Here is a 17,285-nt window from a genome sequence, read left to right as displayed (position 1 = left end):
GAGGAAAAGAACATGTCACAGTCACAAATCAACTTAAACTTCATTAACCGCTCTAATGATGTCAACAACAGCGAAGTGGTTATTTTCCAGAAAAATGTCGCCGAGAGTTTTGACGAAATAGCCATTGCCTGGCGTGTTATCCAAAACTGCGGGCGTAATGATAACCATCCTTTCGTTTATCCTTTGAAATTCGAAGTCTGTGCAAGTGATTCCTTCGGTAACTACACACCACAGATGACAGCTTACGACGGGCAGGCCTATGAAATGGTAAAAGATACATCCGGTGATGTACTGCGGCTTGCCAGTACACCCGCCGTATCTCAACAAGAAGTTGAAGTACGTAATAACCTGAGCAGTGGTTCGATTAATGCCAATATCTATCGTGACGGAAAGCTACTGGCTGCTAAAACCAATGTTTCACCGGGTCAGAAAGGGGTCTTCCAATTCCATCCAAGCATTTTCGTCGGGGTTGTTTCACAGGTGGTTGAAGGCGAAGTGATGAATTCAGCGATTATCCAGCAAGTCAACACTGAAATTAACCTGTTCGGTATTCAAAGTGCCGATCTTGTTATGACCGGTGGTGGTTCAGGGCCAACCGCCTCACCTTTTGAATTCCATCTGGAAAACATCAACAAATAAGACTGAATAACCCAGGTGTTACAGCTGTGCCTGTAACACCTGCTTCAATCCATTTTTCTGCGAAGAGACACTATTATGACTGATAATCAAACAAGCCCGGCTCCACATACCTGGCAGTCTGGCGACTGGAAAGAAAAAGCCAACATTCAGGCTCCGTACAATGGCATTCAGATCACCGGCAATCCGCAATATAGTGATAATGGCACATTTATTTCAGCGGCCATTACCATTACAGATTATACGAATGATCCGGCTGGCATCAGCAGTGACATTCAGGCATTAACGATCGCTCAAGGACAAATGGACATTCCTGTACCTGAAGCTCCGACAGATTCCGCTGACTCTGGCAAAAGCAATGAAACGACACATTCAGATCCAGAATCAGCTACTGCGCCTGATAGCAGCAATACAACAACGGTAGAGGCCACGTCAGACCAAACCAGCGCTGAGCCGGAAAATAGCCAGGATGTACAATTGGATTCAAGTGGTAACAAACGCAACGATTTTACCGTTAAAGGATGGATTGCTCTGGAAAGTAATACCATGGATATTTTTCTGAGGGTGCATTTTATGTACGGTCTCGACCCCTTTCAGAAAGAAGAACTCGGTTACATTATGGGCTTCAGTGCTTTATTACAAAGTGCCGACTGAGATATTCAATCGTTCAATTAAGTGGGGGAAGTATGCAAACGGATATCTGCTTTCGCAATTTATCATTGAACACTCATTTACCGAGTGTCACCATCTTTCAGCACAATCATCTGGATGAAGAAACAAGATGCATCGCATGGAAAGTCATTCCGTATTGCCAATTCCGATGGCGTCACCCGTTCAGAGTAGAGACAAGTTACAGTTACCGGCTCTGTGATAACCATGGTAATTACAGTGTTGCCAGAAATGTATCCCTGGAGAAACTCCCCCACCACGATGAACATGGCCTGCTCATTACTCAAGACAGTAATATTCTCAGTGCGATGAAAACCACTGATAATAAATATACAGGTATTCAGTTACTGAAGAACAATCGCGTCATTGCGAATAACGCATTGAGTAATGGCTTTCAGACTTCGTTTCTGCTGAGTGACAAGTTTTTTATCGCAGCAGATCTGCGGACATCACAAGGTAACCTCATACACCCCATCAATATGAACGTGAGTCTGACAAGCTTCGATATTCACGATAAGACCAGCATTGATATTACTATGACGGGTGGTCAACCGGGGGCTGAGTCCAGCCCCCTGACGTTTCAGATTTCATCCACTTAAGACACAGTATCAACACCAGATTTAGCTAAGTATGACGCCATTTCTTCCGGTGGTACCATGCCACCGCCCGTTGCCCAGACAAGATGAGTCGCATTTTTCATTTTCTGGTGATCTAACAGCATGCTAGCGACATAGTCATGATCCCGGCTGACATGCACGGGACCGGGCATACCCGCCAAGGCAGACGGCTCCAGTTCAATGCCCTCGCTTTGGGCTAACTGCCCCAACAAACGGTACATGTGCTCATCCGACAGCGTGAAATACCCGTCCAGCATTCTCTCCATAGCCCGACCGACAAAACCAGACGCCCGGCCCACTGCAAGCCCATCGGCTGCCGTTAAATTATCCAGGCCAATATCCTGTACAGAGATCGCATCATGCAAACCTGTATGCACCCCCAGTAACATGCAGGGTGAATGAGTGGGTTCAGCAAAAATACAGTGAACGTGATCGCCAAACGCCATTTTTAATCCAAAGGCAACGCCACCCGGCCCGCCCCCGACGCCGCATGGCAGATAAACAAACAGCGGGTGTGCATGATCAACAACAATCCCCTGCTCTTCGAATTGCTTTTTCAGACGTTCACCGGCCACTGAATAACCAAGAAACAAGGTACGGGAATTTTCATCATCAATAAAAAAGCAGCGCGGATCTTTCTCTGATTCTTTGCGCCCTTTTTCTACCGCAACGCCATAATCCTGTTCATACTCCACCACATTCACGCCATGGTCTCTGAGCTTCTGCTTTTTCCACTCCCTGGCATCCGCTGACATGTGAACCGACACAGAGAAGCCCAGTTTGGCACTCATAATGCCAATCGACATCCCCAGATTACCTGTCGAGCCGACCGCAATACTGTACTGGCTGAAAAAATCCCTGAAAGCATCCGAATGCAATTTACTGTAATCATCCGACACAGACAGCAGCCCGGCTTGTGTCGCCAGTTTTTCAGCGTGTGTCAGGACTTCATAAATACCGCCCCGCGCTTTGATCGAGCCGGAAATAGGCAGATGGCTGTCTTTTTTCAGCATCAAACGACCCGTAATCTCAGTGCCGTAACAAGCCTCAAGACACTGCTTCATCGCAGGAATATCAACCAACTCAGACTCAATCAAACCGTTTGTCTTTGCCGTTTCAGGAAATACAGTTGCCAGAAATGGCGCAAATCTCGCCAACCTGTCACTGGCATCCTGAATATCCTGAGCATCTAAGCCTACGTAAGGTAAGGCTTCACTCACACTGGTGACAGCCGGATTAAACCAGCACACTTCCTCCAAAGCGATCAATTGATTAAGCAATGGGTAATCAGCCTTAAGCTTTTCCACATCATTGGGAGTCATTGCGGCTTCCTTTTGGTAACTAAAGACAACGAAGAGTTTACTGAGCAAAGTGATTCTAAGTGGAGTGATGACAGATGAAAAGCAGCCTCTTACAAAGACACAAATATGCAACAAAAATAAAACAATGATCACAAATGAGAAACACCCATGAGGCGGGGCTGAAATTTGCCACTATGATTCCAACTCATCGGAGGTCTAACAAGGAGTGTGACAATGAAACAGTTAATCAGCTTATTCATCTGCTGTATCGCAACCTTTACCAGTCAGGCAGGTACCAGTACTGCTGGTGTGTCAGAAAAAGGCTACACAGAAACCCAATACCCCATCGTACTGGTTCATGGTTTGTTTGGTTTTGATTCCCTGGCTGGAATTGATTATTTCTACGGTATTCCACATGCGCTCAATAAAGACGGCGCGACCGTCTATGTTGCCCAGGTCTCTGCCACAAACAGTAGCGAATTACGCGGTGAGCAGCTATTGGCGCAAGTGGAAGACGTGCTGGCCATCAGCGGCGCTGAAAAAGTGAACCTGATCGGACACAGCCACGGGGGCCCGACCGCCCGCTACGTCGCTTCAGTTGCACCTGAACTGGTTGCTTCTGTAACCAGTATCGGCGGTGTGAATAAAGGTTCGCGCATTGCTGATATTGTCCGGGGCACGATACCGGAAAACTCCCTGCCGGAAGGCATCGCCGTTAAACTGGCACAGGGACTGGTCACCTTGATCAACCTTCTATCCGGCGGCAGTGAATTACCGCAAGATCCGCTTGAATCACTGGCTGCTCTCACCACTGAAGGCTCGCTGGCATTTAACCAGAAGTATCCGGAAGGTATCCCCACCACCCGATGCGGTGAAGGAGACTATATCGCTGACAATGGCGTGTATTACTTCTCGTGGAGCGGTACAGGTAACTTCACCAATGCGCTGGACCCGACCGATGCCGCAATGGCTGTATTAGGTCTGGCATTTGACGAACCGAATGATGGTCTGGTAGGCCGTTGCAGTTCGCACCTGGGCAAAGTGATACGTGATGATTATAAGATGAATCATCTCGATGAAATCAACGGTTTGCTGGGCATTACGCATTTGTTCGAAACCGCGCCCACCACACTTTACCGCCAGCATGCGAACCGTTTACAGCTACAAGGCTTATAAATAATGAAAAAGACCGTACTTTCACTCATAGGTGTAGTTGCAGCAGCGAGTGCGGTCTGTTTCTACTACCCAACGACCTCCGATACACCCGTTATGCAAGTGCCTTCCCAGCAAGACACAAAGGTAGACACTTATTCATCTCGCGATACTTTTGATTATTTTCTGTCGGGACTTGGCGAGGCAGATCTAGAAACACTAAAGACACATTTCAACACTTACAATACCGGACAGCCGGAGGCTTATCAGCTGGACAACGACTTGTTCGAGCGATTCATTCAATATCGGGCGGCACTGAGCAATCTTAACCCTGACAACAGGCATCCATTAAATACTGAAAGCCTGCAGCGATTGAACGAGCAGGTGATGCAAATCCAGTCTGCATTTTTCAGTATCGAAGAACAGCAAAGGCTGTTTGGCGAAGAAAATATGCAGCGCCAACTCGCCTTACGGCAGCTTGAATTAAAAGATCACATAATCAATCAGGACGATTACTACAATGCCTGGGAGCAGGAAATCAATACCCTTCCACCTGTCATGCAGCAGAGCTACCGAAATGCCGCCGTGTTGTCGCAGCTGCAAGCTACAAACTCGCTAGAGGAACAGGACAGATACCTGAAACAGCAAGCATTAGTGGGGCCTGAAGCCGCTGACAGACTGGTAACTTTGCGCAAAGCACGGGAAGCATTTCAAACCAAGCTGGAGCACTATTTTCAGCAGCGGGATGCAATTTTAGCGGATAACAACCTGGCGAAGGAGGAAGAGCAGCAGGCGCTGAATGACCTCAGGCAGACCACATTTACTGCCAGCCAGATCCGCCGTGTTCAAGCTCTGGAATCTATCCGGGAGACTCAATCAGTCACGCCAGTTCAGTAACCCAGCGAGAGTGAATAGCAATACGCCCTGACTGTCCGGCCAGGGCGTATCGCTAATAAATAAGAAGTGACAACAATATCAGCCTTGCATCAGTCTTTTTGGGGGCGTTTGTTTTTCGGGACGTAATTGAGCACAGTCACCGGCACAGGTTTTTTCGGCGCAAAACCTTCGACTTCCCGACGCTCAATCAAATGTCCAAGACGACTTTCGATCATGCACAGGTTTTTGAAGTTATCTTTTGACACAAAAGAGATCGCTTCACCTGTCGCATCTACACGGCCGGTTCGGCCAATACGGTGTACATACTCATCTGCCGGGAATGGCAAATCGTAATTGACCACACGTGATAATTCTTCAATGTCGATACCACGGGCGCCGACGCCAGTCGCTATCAGGTATTTGATCTTGCCTGCTTTAAAATCCGCCAGCAATTGAGCACGTATAGCCTGGCTGCGGCCACTGTGAAACGCTTCGGCTTCAATACCGCGCTTTTCCAGTTGAGAGGCCAGTTTCGCTGCGCCGTGCTTGGTTTCTATGAAGATCAATGCCTGATCCCACTGATTCTCCTGAATCAAATGACTCAGGAGCGCAGATTTTTTGTCTTTATCAACCGTTATTAACCATTGTGAAATATTCGCTTTTGATGCCTGATTGGCCGCGATGCTTATTTCATACGGGTTATTGACAACCGATTTTGCCAGATCCCGCACCTTGTTCGACAAGGTGGCAGAAAACAGCAAAAACTGACTATTGTCTGGCAGACGATCCAGGATCTTGTTGATGGCTTCAATAAAGCCCATATCCAGCATCCGGTCCGCTTCATCCAGCACCACCATCTCGATTTCTTCGAAATACACGGCACGCTGACCATACATATCAATTAAACGGCCCGGAGTGGCTACCAGCACATCCACACCGTCGATCAGACGTTGCTTTTGCTGCTGCTCATCGACACCGCCGTACATCGCCAGCGACGTTAAACCAAGGTGCTTACCGTAATGGGTGACCTTTTCTTCCACCTGCATCGCCAGCTCGCGGGTTGGCACCAGAATTAGGGCACGAACGCGCTTTTTACGCTGGGTCTGACCTTGACTCAGTCTTTCCAGTATTGGCAACACAAAACTGGCTGTTTTACCTGTACCTGTCTGGGCGGCAGCAATAAGATTCTGCCCTTCCAGTATCACAGGAATGGCTTTCGCCTGAATCGTTGTCGGTTTTGTGTAACCCAGTTCGGCCACTGCTTTATTCAGTGGTGCACTAAGTCCGAGAGTAGAAAATGGCATGTATCGCCCCTGGTTGATCTGAACGCGGTAAAAGTAGAGCTGCCCCTACATCAAGCGCGGGAGTTTACCACGGAGTCTGCTTACCAGTGAGAAGAATTATCTTCCGATCTCCCTCTCTAAACATTGAGAGGGAAACCGAGGCTAAATCAAACCCTCTGTGCAACGTCTGTACCCGCTTCATCTTCCGGCACAATATCGGTTTCCAGCAATGCTTCTTTCAGCCAGGCTTTCACCGATGCCGACTGCAACACTTTATCCATATAGAGCTTGCTGAGATCGGACACTTCAATGCCATAGGTTTTAAAGCGAAGTACGACAGGCGCAAACATACAATCAGCGATACTCCACTCACCAAACAGCCAGCCACCATTGTCACTGTATTTCAGCATCTGTTCACGCCAGATCTGATCAATCCGGGCGACATCATTCTGCGCCGCCTCAGACAACTCAACATGCCGTCGGGCACGGCAGTTCATCGGCATTTCATTGCGCAGTGCAGTAAAGCCTGAGTGCATCTCACAACTGATTGCCCGCGCTTTCGCTCGTTCTGCGTTACCCTGCGGCCAGGCACGTCCCTGACAATAAGTTTCATTTACGTATTCACATATCGCCAGCGAATCCCAAACCGTGACATCACCATCAATTAGCACAGGTACTTTCGCGGCCGGCGAGTAAACTTCCAGCGTTCGGTAAAAATTGTCGGTAAACAGCGTGAGCTTATTTTCATTAAAAGGTATACCATTCTGAACCAGCATCAGCCAGCCACGAAAAGACCAGCTTGAATAGTTTTTATTGCCGATAATCAATTGCATATCTTGCCCTCATACTGAATAGCGTCTAAACATTTCAGTACACCCTACGCCTTTCTTGGCATAGTGACTAACGCATAATTCTGATAGCACATATCAGGATTCAGAATGTATATTCATCCATTTTTATGCCGTTATGAACGCATACACTCAACTCATACCTCGTATACCAGAATGTTTATGACCTTGAGCGCATTTTCACACTTAACATTTAATCTTTTTGCGAACCGCTCTGCAGTTTAAAAAATACCTGCAAAAAGAGTGAAAATGACAGGGGAAAACGACACTTAACCTAAAAATAAGCCATTCACATCAATAAGTTACACCTGTACAATCGCCAGACATTCTTTGGTCTCTTCGATAAAAACACTATGTCGCTTATTAACAATAAACCCAAAAGGTTTGTAAAAGCGGGTTATAAACCACTGGAAGATTATAGCTCGTCGAACAAACCATCAGTCACTGCATCTAATAAGACTCAGCAACCTGTCGCTGAGTACGCATGTAACCTGCTGATTTATTGTTCTCTCGATGAACTCAGCAGCTTGCAGGTTGGCTGCTGGCTCCTGAAACGTACCGCCACAGAAAAGGCGGTGACGAGCTGGGAAAAGTCACCGGGAAAGAGTGGACACAGCGTACTGACTGCTTACTGTATTGAACAGGAAGAAAAACACCTTTTGCACGAGGTTTTCCAGCAGGCGGGCTTAGCCTCCTCTTATACCATTCAGCCTCAGCCAATAAACACCGGCCACATTAACGCAGAATTTGTACCGGTAAAGTTAGCCGTGCAATTGGAAAAATGGCTTGGTTGGCCCACCCTTGGCTACTTCTATTATTTTTGCGACAGCAAGCTGGCTAAAGAATGTAAACTGACCGGTGATGACAGGTGGAGCTTTCAATTTACCCGCTCTGACGCCACAACACTGACCGACGAATTATTGTCTGATCATCATTACAGCAGCCTGCTGCTGCCTTATAAAATCGAAGGGCAGCCCGTCTCAGACCAGTACATACTGTTTCGCAAACAAAAGCTCTCTGACGACGAGTTTGCCAAACTCTCACCGGCCTGGCTGCAAGAGCATGCCGTTGCGCTGGATATGCAGAGTATTGTCGCCAGCCGCACGCAGCCACTACTTGAGCGCAGCACTCAGGAAACCGCACCGTCAGAAAACGCCGCCGCGAAAACACATCACACAGTCAAAATGCGGTCTGATACCCGACAACGTGAAAGCTGGCCGGATATTGCAGAACAATACGGTCTTACTGCCAAGCAATTACTGGATCTGAACCCTCAGTACAACGATGATCCCCTTAAATTACAAATCGGCGATACTTTACAAATCACCGAGCTGAGCAGTAACACGCAGCCCAAACAACCCGATGCCCCCTCTCCACTCACCGACATAGAAACAGGAAAAGCTTATCCTTTTGGTAATGTGTGGGGCACCTACAACCAGCGCTACATGATGCCGGACCTGCTGCATATTCAGGCGAACAGTAAAATTCTCGCCCATACACCTGTCGTCAATACTACGCAGGTAAAACAGCGCATCCTGCGAATCGGCGTATTCTTCGACGGCACCGGCCAGAACAAAGACAATGACTTGTATAAAGAGACCTATGGCAACAAGTCCCGTTCGAATATTGGGCGGTTGTATGAGGCTTATCCGCAAGAAGAAGGTAAATCTTATGCTATTTATGTCTCAGGTGTGGGAACGGTCGATGGTGCGCATCAAGATCCAACTCTAATTGATACTGGTGACGACGAATCAGGTATCGGCATGGGATTAGGGGTCTGGCATAAAACAGGCGCACTAAGCAAGTGGCAAAGCATGATATCTCAATTAGCATCTATAGTTGACCAGTTAAACACTAAAAACATCTATGTTGATATTACACACTTAGAGTTTGACGTCTTTGGTTTCAGTAGAGGGGCCGCTTTATCACGTCATTTCGTTAATGCATTAAAAGCAGGCTTCCCAGACTACTCACGTAAAAGAGTTAACGGTAATCCAGTTACCATCACCCCTAATTTGTTAGGAACAGAAAAAGCAGAAAAATTCGACGAAAACACAGGATATGAAATCGATCTTTCACGTAGTGTAAGCGTTCGTTTTCTTGGACTGTTTGACACCGTCGGCTCCTTTTACTGGCCAGGTAATGAAGATGAAGGCGAATTTCAACTCCGGCTAACACTTGACTCTGCACAGCGGGTTGTGCAGTTGTGCGCACATCATGAATACAGAGTGAATTTTCCATTAACGACACTGAAAACCAGCGGTACACTACCAGATAACTTTTATGAGGAAGTCTTCCCTGGTGCGCATTCTGATGTTGGCGGAGGCTACTCATCGATTGAACAGTATGGAAAGCAAGGGTTACATGAACGCTATGGTCTGCCTGTCGATACCACATTTAATCGTGAGCTTGTAAAATCAGAATCATTTGAAGGAAAATATATTCATACCAATAAGGGTTATACCGAGATCCGAAAACATCCTGATGCCAGCATGGTCGCTCACATTGAATATGTCAGAACACAAAGGGAAAAGGACTGGAAAACACATTGTATGACGAAATATGGACAGTATGGAGCTATTAAAAGAGATAAGGCCGTACTGTATTACTATCGGCTACAACCAGTAAACAATGCACTGTCTGGTTTGACTCAAGAAAGAATGAAACAGCAAGCAGCACTTTCCGGAATTCAATGGGAAGAGCTTGATTATATTCAGCCTGCTGATTTTCAAACTGATAACAATGTGAAGAAGCTTTGGAATAAATTACGGCTAAAACCTTTAGGTACAATTCAACCTGCTGATTGGCTACATGAAATTGAACAAAATGGACATGTTTTAATCCATCGTCCACACGATACGATGATCAACCCGGGCTGGAATTCAAGCTATGAATGGCTGGTGAATCGACCCAGCAGGAATGACGATGACGAAATTGAAAGACAGGTTTTTGACAATGCTTAAACTCTTGATTACATATACCTTTGTAGCTACTTTATTCGGTTGCTCATATTCTGAAGCAACGACAACAATAGCCAAAATTGGTAATGCAGGCAGCACCACTGGTTACCACAGTATTAGAGTAATGAATGTAAAAGATACGACAGGTGCAAATGCTGGCTTTGGATATGGTGCAGTAAGCAGTTATCCAGGTAAAAGTGCAGATATCGGAAGCATTGGTATACCTATGTATGTAGACGGTTATTGGGCTAAATATAATGCGGATAAAGATGGTTTTGCGGCTTTTTATCGTATTAGTAAAACTATTGACAGTAATCTGGCAAAGCAAAAAATTGAAACACTGCGTAATTACTACAAAAACCATAAAACTTTTAACACCAGTATGCATCTGATTGTTGATGGTCCACGTGTTAGACTGTATTACACAATGAATTGCTTTTCTTATCGTATGGACTGCAGCCCGAAAGAAAATGCTGACCCCAATGGCTGGGTTATTCATCAGTCAAATGATGCCACTCAGCTCGTATTACTCTTCGACGGCACTGGCGAAGCCTCCGATACTCCGTTTCCTGGCTCACCTTACGATAAATGAATAGCAAACGCTTCATCATACCCATTATTTGCAGCCTGTTTACAGGCTGTTCAAATACCTCAGCACCAATTGCCTCGATTGGCACGGCAGGCAGTACATCCGGCGATCACAGCATCAAAAGGATGTACATAAAAGATACACAAGGTGGGGGAGCCAGTTTTGCTCATGGTGCAGTAAGTAGCTATTCGGGAGCTAGTGCAGATATCGGCAGTATTGGAATTCCTAAATACATTGACGGGTATTGGGCCAAATATCATGCTGACGAAGATGAATTGATTAATTTTTATCGCATCTCTTCACCCATTGACAGCAATCTGGCCAAGCAAAAAATTGAAGCACTGCGTAATTACTACAAAAACCATAAGACATTTAATACAACACTACACTTAATTGTAGACGGCCCACGCGTTAGACTGTATTACACTATGAATTGCTTTTCTTATCGTATGGACTGCAGCCCGAAAGAAAATGCTGACCCCAATGGATGGGTTATTCATCAGTCAAATGATGCCACTCAGATCGTATTACTCTTCGACGGCACTGGCGAAGCCTCCGATACTCCGTTTCCTGGTTCGCCGTATGACAAATAAAAGCTTACATAGCGCTTATAATAGATAAAAATTCCATTAAACATTCATCCATTATGCAGTCGCCTATCTGAAAGAGCTGATTACAGTATTAACCGTTTCGTCACGATCTTGTTTTCTTACTTAAAGGTACAAAATGAACTCATCTTTAAAGCCAACCAAAGCGTTCGTGTTCACATCGTGGGCGGCACTCGCGATTGCACTATGTGCCTATGCCATCGGATTACTGAATGCCGGTCTTCAGCTCAATGAAAAAGGCTACTATCTTGTTGTCATGCTCTTTGGCCTGTTCAGTGTGATCACTTTACAAAAGACGGTACGGGATGAAATGGAAGGCATTAAAGTCACCAGCGCATATAAAATGCTGGTGATTGCCTGTGTGGCTATCGCCTGTGCGTTAATGGTCATTGGTCTGTGGAACGCCGATACACTGGCCCTGAATGAAAAAGGCTTTTTTGCCATTGCATTTGTTCTCGCGCTGTTCAGTGCAATTGTGACTCAGAAAAATGTCCGTGATCTCTCTTATTTTGAACAAGAAACGCCTCATAACATTGCAAGTTCACCTTCAACGGAAACTGCCGATACTGCATCCGAAAAGCTGTAATAGTCTGTCTCTCAACTCTATCCCTCCCTGTCACGATCACAGGCAGCCCTCATGGCTGCCTGTGTTTTTGCTGCTTTTGGCTTAGTGACATTCTGGCCACACTCGCTGTATGCTTGCCTGACTCTTACATGTAGATGGATTTTCGTCAGGGACGCTTATGGATATTGATGCGCTGCGCAGCTTTCTCGCTTTTATCGATACTGGGAGCTTCACCCGGGCAGCAAAACAGACTTTCAGAACACAGTCTGCTATCAGTATGCAGATGAAAAAACTGGAACAGGAACTAGATAAATGCCTGTTTCAGCGTGAAGGTCGTCAATTGGTGCTGACTCACGAGGGGCAACAATTAGCAAGCTATGCCCGCCGCTTGTTAAGCCTGCATGACGAGGCAGTATCCAGCCTGAAATCGAATACAGACACCCAACCTTTGCTGATCGGTTGCCCGGATGATTATGCTGAAACCTTGCTGCCGCACCTTGTTTTCCTGATTCGCGAACAACTTGGTCCGGTTCAGATACATGTCACCTGTGCATCCAGCGTGCGTTTAAGGCAACTGATGGATAAAGGCGAATTAGATGCCGCCATGCTGACACGCCATCCAGACTCGGAAGAAGGCCACTTTCTGATGCATGATCAGGGAGTGTGGTACGGCACATCGCAAACCGATTTACTTCATCGTCGTCCACTGCCCATTGCTCTTTTCCAGGCAGATTGTAAATTTCATGCGGCGGCGCTGGATGGTTTGATGAAACAGGAAATCAGCTTTGATCTGATCAGTTGCAGCAGCAGTGCAACAGCACAACGCGGTATGGTGCGGGCCGGACTGGCCATCGGGGCAATGGCACGAAGCAGTATGTCGCCAGATTTACGGGTTCTGCATGCCGATTGGCTGCCATCGCTGCCGAATATTGATATCGTGCTGGCACTGGCATCCCGGTCACAGTCCCGGCTGACGGCCCAGTATGCAAAGTCGATCAGCCATGCGTTTCAACGCAATCCGCCCGTGATTCCATGTGATTCACAGCCGATGGACAAACCTCACGGAATCACAATGATGAAAACTGCAATCAAATGTGAATAGCACTCGCCTGCCGGTTTATTTTGTGGCATTGTCCCGCGACAGAAAAATGTCATACGCACTAACCCGAAGATATTAAAACTATGCCCGATACCCAGCCTAAATGGATGTCACTACTGACTAAAATCACTGTCTACCTGTCGCTGCTGATGCTGGTCATTGGTGGCGGGCTCGCCTTGTACGCCATCGTGTACGGCCCCTAGTTTATCGACATACTTTACGGACCAATAATTGACGGGCCATAACTGGCCCGTATTACCTGAATTCTGATCAAACAGAGCAACGCTGACTACATTCTCATGCCGCCATCCACTTCCAGCACCCGCCCGGTAAAATAGTCATTTTCCAGAATAAATTTCACCGCATGAGCAATTTCTTTGGCCTGACCAACACGCTTTAACGGGATCATTTTCTCAAGCCTGTCTATCGCTTCCTGCGGCATTTGATCAGCCATTGCCGTTCTGACGACTCCCGGCGCGATAGCCGCGGCGCGAATGCCATAACGTCCCAACTCTTTTGCCCAGCAAACAGCCATAGTAGCTACTGCGGCTTTGGAAGCAGCATAGTTGGACTGACCAAAATTTCCGGCTCTGGCGACACTGGAAATATTAATAATCACCCCAGGCCGTTGCGTCTGGATCATACGGGCAGCAGCTTCACGCCCACAGAGAAAAGTCCCTGTACTGTTGACTGTCATCACGGCATTGAACTGCTCAAGGGACATTTTTGTTACTTCGCCCTCTTTCACTTTTACCAGCAAGCCGTCACGCAGAATACCGGCATTGTTCACTAAGCCGTCCAACTGACCAAAATCGTCAATGATCTGATCGAATGCCCGCTCAACCTGGCTTTCCTGAGTGACATCCGCTGCATAGGTCAACGCTTTGCTGCTTAACATCTGGCATTGAGTTCGCGTCTGCGCGAGGCCTTCCTGATTGAGATCTATCAAGGCCAGGTCAGCACCGGCCTGAGCCAGCGTCACGGCCATCATTTGCCCTAATCCCTGACCAGCACCGGTGATTGCAATCACAGCATTTCGTAGATCCATACTGATCTCCTTTCACTTTAATGTTGTTTTACTTCACCGTGATAAAACTCAAACAGGCTGGAAAAATCGCGCTGTTCATTGCCGTTCGCATTATGAAACGCATACAGATTGCGAGCCAGTGCTCCCATTGGCACCGACGTCTGACTTTGCAGTGCAGCATCCATGCCTAATCCCAAATCTTTGAGCATCAGTTTACTCATAAACCCAGGCTGATAACCTTTACTGGCAGGTGCCTTGTCCATCACCCCAGGACAAGGGTTGTAAAGCTCCAGTACCCAGTTACGGCCGGAGCTTTGCAGCATGATGTCCGACAGCACCTTGGGATCCAATCCGTTTTCCATGCCCAGATTAATCGCTTCACAGGCACCCGCCATTTGAACGGCCAGCATCAGGTTATTACAGATTTTTGCCATCTGCCCGGCACCGGCCGGTCCCGCATGGAAAATATTTTTTCCCACATGCTGCAGAACCGCTTCGGCGCGATGAAAAGCTGAATCCGTTCCACCGACGATGAATGTCAGCGTACCGGCTTCTGCACCGGCAACACCGCCAGAGACAGGAGCATCAACAAACTCCAGCTGATGCTGCTGGGCATGGCTGGCCACTTCTTTTGCCGTTGCGGGATCAATAGTGGAAGAGTCAATCAGAAAAGTGCCGGATGAAACCAGATTGAACAGGCCGGCTTCAGGCTGTCCTTTTGGCCCCAGATAGACATCATGGACATGCTGACCTGCCGGCAGCATGGTGATCACGGTATCCGCTCCGGCCACTGCTTCTTTTAAAGAGGACGCCACCTTAGCCCCCTCTTTTTCCAGCTTACGAGCCGCATCAGTATTGATATCGTAAACATTGACGTGATAACCCGCGCTGAGTAAATTCCTCGCCATCGGGCTGCCCATGTTGCCTAATCCAATAAATGCTATTGCTGCCATAACACACTCCTGTTCAGACTCTGTAAGCACGGCTCTATGCGTTGGGTGCAGGTATTACTCTGCGCCTAAGTTGCGCAGCGGGTGATCATCATCACTCCACATGGGTGCAAAGAGATCATCAATCACGCTGCTATCTACTGCCGACACATTGGAGAAAATCCATTTCGGTTCGCCGCACTTATCAATCAATCGTGCCCGGACGCCTTCCTGAAACTCGCCCAGCATGCCGCAGCGAACAGATAAACCAAGCTCAAGGCGGAAACAATCAGCCAGAGAAAGGGCTTTGTAGTCCGTCATTTGCCGGTAGCAAATATGCGCCGTAACCGGACTGCCCTGTTTCAGGGTTGATTTCGCGGTTTCCAGCCAGGTACCTAAGCCGTCAATGGCCTGAATTTGCTGACAGATTTCGTTCAGGTCTCGCCCTACGCTGGCAGCCTGAATCTGAGGAAAGTACGGGATCATCTGGCTGGGCGGCCATGCTGGTTTCGCGGCTTCCGCTAATTGGCCCAAACACGCTGTGACCGCCAGGTCTGATTCCCCAGCCTGCTGCCAGTCAATCGCCTGCAAACCGGAAAGCACGGCCTGTTTGTGCTCAGACAATAAAATGTAATCCGCCATTTTCAGATCGAGGGCATCGCTGGCATTCACACGTGCCCCCGTCAGCCCCAAAAACAGGCCAATGCCGGGAGGTAACTGATTCAGAAACCAGGTGCCACCAACATCCGGATACAAGCCAATCGTGACTTCCGGCATCGCCAGTAGGCTGGTCGGCGTCACTACCCTGTGGCTCGCCCCCATATACAGGCCGATTCCGCCGCCCATCACAATGCCTTCACCCCATACGATGAGCGGTTTTTTGTACTGATGAATCTGATAATCACAGCGATACTCAACACTGAAATACTCAGTCAGAAAAGCTTCAGGCGATGCGCCGCTTTCGCCGGCCTGCTTGTGGGCATCGGCTTCAATCATGGCATGGTACATGGCGCGCACGTCACCGCCGGCGCAAAAGGCTTTGCTGTGCTCGCTGTGAAGAAAAACACACGCGATATTGCTGTCATTTTCCCAGTCAGCCAGTTGAGTGCTTAACTGCTTGAGCATTGGCAGTGTCAGTGCATTCAGTGCTGCGGGGTTTTCCAGTGCCGCGACACCAATACGGGAGCCGTCTGCACATTCCAGCTCGTTAAATTTCATTGTTCCTGTCATGATCTCTCCATTCATGAATTCTCCATTCATGATCTTTCCATCCTGCGTGTCTGCCAGAACCATTGTGGCGGACACGACATCCAGTCTTTCTGTATTATTCGTTTTTCCAGACAGGTGCACGTTTCTCCAGAAACGCATTCACGCCTTCTTGTTGATCGGCTGTATCAAACAGGCGGACAAAACGCTCCCTTTCCTGAATGAGCCCCTGATGTAAAGGCGCAAACCTTGCTTGCTGTATCAATGCCTTACAGGCTGTGACCGCTGTCGGGGACTGGTTAGCCACTTCCGCCGCCAGTTTCATTGCCGTCTCCAGCCCTTGCCCTGACGCCACCACTTCTTCAACCAGACGGATGTCCAGCGCCTGCGAGGCGCCCACCCGCTCACCACACAAAATCATACGTTTTGCCCAGCCTTCACCCACCAGCCAGGCCAGATTCTGCGTACCACCAGCGCAAGGAAGCAGGCCAACACTGGCTTCCGGCAATGCCATCACCGCATGGGCCTCAGCAATGCGGATGTCGCAGGCTAACGCCACTTCAAGGCCACCGCCCATTGCATAACCGTTAATCGCAGCAATCGAGACACCCCGGTACGACGACAATGTTTCAAAGGCCTGACCGAAGCAATACGCCATGTCAGTTGCCACGCCTTTATCGCCGCTGGCAAAGAGTTTGAGATCGGCACCGGCAGAAAAGAATTTCTCACCTTTTCCCGTCAGCACCAAGGCATAAATGGATTTGTCTGCATTCAGTGCTTCGACCAGAGATTTCAGCTGATGAAGACTGTCTGCCGTCCAGGTGTTAGCTGGCGGATTATTCATGGTCAGTACTGCAACATGGCCATCAATCGTCACTTCAATCGGGCCGTTTGTTTGTGTCAGTGGGTGCATCATCCCG

The 17,285-nt window shown here is 48.0% G+C and carries 18 protein-coding genes; 11 read left to right on the top strand and 7 right to left on the bottom strand.

Features of this window, described 5'->3' with window-relative positions; all coding sequences use genetic code 11:
* The first annotated feature begins 12 nt into the window (after window positions 1-12).
* The 3 genes from IFO68_RS00360 (at window position 13) to IFO68_RS00350 (ending at window position 1,904) form a co-directional block, all read left to right on the top strand.
* Window positions 13-639: a hypothetical protein gene (locus IFO68_RS00360; protein WP_120513075.1), complete on the top strand. Its 627-nt coding sequence runs from the start codon at window positions 13-15 to the stop codon at window positions 637-639.
* 75 nt (window positions 640-714) lie between these two features.
* On the top strand, window positions 715-1,290 hold the full coding sequence (locus tag IFO68_RS00355) for a hypothetical protein (RefSeq protein WP_192013664.1): 576 nt from the start codon (window positions 715-717) through the stop codon (window positions 1,288-1,290).
* 32 nt (window positions 1,291-1,322) lie between these two features.
* A complete protein-coding gene (locus tag IFO68_RS00350) occupies window positions 1,323-1,904 on the top strand; it encodes a hypothetical protein (protein ID WP_192013662.1) in 582 nt (193 codons plus the stop codon).
* Here the strand turns inward: IFO68_RS00350 and IFO68_RS00345 are convergent.
* Entirely contained in the window at window positions 1,901-3,244 is a 1,344-nt protein-coding gene (locus tag IFO68_RS00345; RefSeq protein WP_192013660.1) for a D-serine ammonia-lyase, read from the bottom strand. The genes IFO68_RS00350 and IFO68_RS00345 overlap by 4 nt on opposite strands.
* Window positions 3,245-3,457: 213 nt before the next feature.
* On the opposite strand from IFO68_RS00345, the gene IFO68_RS00340 reads away from it, so the two are divergent.
* Together IFO68_RS00340 and IFO68_RS00335 are read left to right on the top strand one after the other, a co-directional pair.
* Complete coding sequence (locus IFO68_RS00340; RefSeq protein WP_192013658.1) at window positions 3,458-4,399, top strand: lipase family alpha/beta hydrolase; 942 nt, start codon at window positions 3,458-3,460, stop codon at window positions 4,397-4,399.
* Window positions 4,400-4,402: 3 nt separating this feature from the next.
* On the top strand, window positions 4,403-5,272 hold the full coding sequence (locus tag IFO68_RS00335) for a lipase secretion chaperone (protein WP_192013656.1): 870 nt from the start codon (window positions 4,403-4,405) through the stop codon (window positions 5,270-5,272).
* 89 nt (window positions 5,273-5,361) lie between these two features.
* On the opposite strand, the gene IFO68_RS00330 is transcribed toward IFO68_RS00335, so the two are convergent.
* Both IFO68_RS00330 and IFO68_RS00325 read right to left on the bottom strand, forming a co-directional pair.
* A complete protein-coding gene (locus tag IFO68_RS00330) occupies window positions 5,362-6,555 on the bottom strand; it encodes a DEAD/DEAH box helicase (RefSeq protein ID WP_192013654.1) in 1,194 nt (397 codons plus the stop codon).
* Window positions 6,556-6,701: 146 nt separating this feature from the next.
* The gene (locus IFO68_RS00325) at window positions 6,702-7,367 is read right to left on the bottom strand and encodes a glutathione S-transferase family protein (RefSeq protein ID WP_192013652.1); all 666 of its coding nucleotides are present in this window, start codon (window positions 7,365-7,367) and stop codon (window positions 6,702-6,704) included.
* 368 nt (window positions 7,368-7,735) lie between these two features.
* On the opposite strand from IFO68_RS00325, the gene IFO68_RS00320 reads away from it, so the two are divergent.
* The 6 genes from IFO68_RS00320 (at window position 7,736) to IFO68_RS00295 (ending at window position 13,406) form a co-directional block, all read left to right on the top strand.
* Window positions 7,736-10,345 (top strand): phospholipase effector Tle1 domain-containing protein, encoded by a 2,610-nt coding sequence (locus IFO68_RS00320; RefSeq protein WP_192013650.1) that lies wholly within the window; start codon window positions 7,736-7,738, stop codon window positions 10,343-10,345.
* Window positions 10,308-10,934 carry a hypothetical protein gene (locus IFO68_RS00315; protein ID WP_192013648.1) on the top strand — a complete coding sequence of 209 codons (627 nt, stop codon included), beginning with the start codon at window positions 10,308-10,310 and terminating at the stop codon, window positions 10,932-10,934. Before IFO68_RS00320 ends, IFO68_RS00315 begins: the two co-directional genes overlap by 38 nt.
* Window positions 10,931-11,524: a hypothetical protein gene (locus IFO68_RS00310; RefSeq protein ID WP_192013646.1), complete on the top strand. Its 594-nt coding sequence runs from the start codon at window positions 10,931-10,933 to the stop codon at window positions 11,522-11,524. The genes IFO68_RS00315 and IFO68_RS00310 overlap by 4 nt, the downstream gene beginning before the upstream one ends.
* Window positions 11,525-11,657: 133 nt before the next feature.
* Entirely contained in the window at window positions 11,658-12,125 is a 468-nt protein-coding gene (gene yiaA, locus IFO68_RS00305; protein WP_192013644.1) for an inner membrane protein YiaA, read from the top strand.
* Window positions 12,126-12,282: 157 nt separating this feature from the next.
* Window positions 12,283-13,206, top strand: a complete 924-nt coding sequence (locus tag IFO68_RS00300; protein WP_192013642.1) for a LysR family transcriptional regulator — start codon at window positions 12,283-12,285, stop codon at window positions 13,204-13,206.
* Between the two features lie 80 nt (window positions 13,207-13,286).
* Complete coding sequence (locus IFO68_RS00295) at window positions 13,287-13,406, top strand: 3-ketoacyl-ACP reductase (RefSeq protein WP_225444986.1); 120 nt, start codon at window positions 13,287-13,289, stop codon at window positions 13,404-13,406.
* 86 nt (window positions 13,407-13,492) lie between these two features.
* Here IFO68_RS00295 and IFO68_RS00290 read toward each other — a convergent pair whose 3' ends face one another.
* From IFO68_RS00290 to IFO68_RS00275, 4 genes are all read right to left on the bottom strand, one after another.
* The gene (locus tag IFO68_RS00290) at window positions 13,493-14,251 is read right to left on the bottom strand and encodes an SDR family oxidoreductase (RefSeq protein ID WP_192013640.1); all 759 of its coding nucleotides are present in this window, start codon (window positions 14,249-14,251) and stop codon (window positions 13,493-13,495) included.
* Window positions 14,252-14,268: 17 nt separating this feature from the next.
* Complete coding sequence (gene mmsB / locus IFO68_RS00285) at window positions 14,269-15,183, bottom strand: 3-hydroxyisobutyrate dehydrogenase (protein WP_192013638.1); 915 nt, start codon at window positions 15,181-15,183, stop codon at window positions 14,269-14,271.
* A 54-nt stretch (window positions 15,184-15,237) separates the two neighbouring features.
* Window positions 15,238-16,389, bottom strand: coding sequence for an enoyl-CoA hydratase/isomerase family protein (locus tag IFO68_RS00280; protein WP_192014518.1), 1,152 nt, complete (start codon window positions 16,387-16,389; stop codon window positions 15,238-15,240).
* Between the two features lie 94 nt (window positions 16,390-16,483).
* Window positions 16,484-17,278: an enoyl-CoA hydratase gene (locus tag IFO68_RS00275; RefSeq protein ID WP_192014517.1), complete on the bottom strand. Its 795-nt coding sequence runs from the start codon at window positions 17,276-17,278 to the stop codon at window positions 16,484-16,486.
* Between the last annotated feature and the right edge of the window lie 7 nt (window positions 17,279-17,285).

Source organism: Photobacterium arenosum, assembly GCF_014841115.1.
GTDB classification, from domain to species: Bacteria; Pseudomonadota; Gammaproteobacteria; order Enterobacterales; family Vibrionaceae; genus Photobacterium; species Photobacterium arenosum.
This window is presented reverse-complemented; position numbering and strand designations above follow the sequence as displayed.